1 rRNA gene is annotated in these 279 nt (G+C 52.3%); it reads right to left on the bottom strand.

From position 1 onward, the window contains the following. A 23S ribosomal RNA gene (locus HPT30_RS00460) occupies positions 1-279 on the bottom strand; the annotation flags it as partial.

Genomic DNA, 279 nt, shown 5'->3' with positions numbered 1-279 from the left:
GCCTCGCCTTAGGTCCCGACTTACCCTGAGCGGACGAGCCTTCCTCAGGAAACCTTGGGCTTTCGGCGGATCAGATTCTCACTGATCTTTTCGTTACTCATACCGGCATTCTCACTTGTATGCTGTCCAGCGCTCCTTACGGTACACCTTCAACCCACATACAACGCTCCCCTACCCCAGATGCAAAGCATCTAGCCATAGCTTCGGTGGTGTGTTTAGCCCCGTTACATTTTCGGCGCAGAGTCACTCGACCAGTGAGCTATTACGCACTCTTTAAAT

The organism is Paenibacillus agri (genome assembly GCF_013359945.1).
GTDB classification, from domain to species: domain Bacteria; phylum Bacillota; class Bacilli; order Paenibacillales; family Paenibacillaceae; genus Paenibacillus_AQ; species Paenibacillus_AQ agri.
This window is presented reverse-complemented; position numbering and strand designations above follow the sequence as displayed.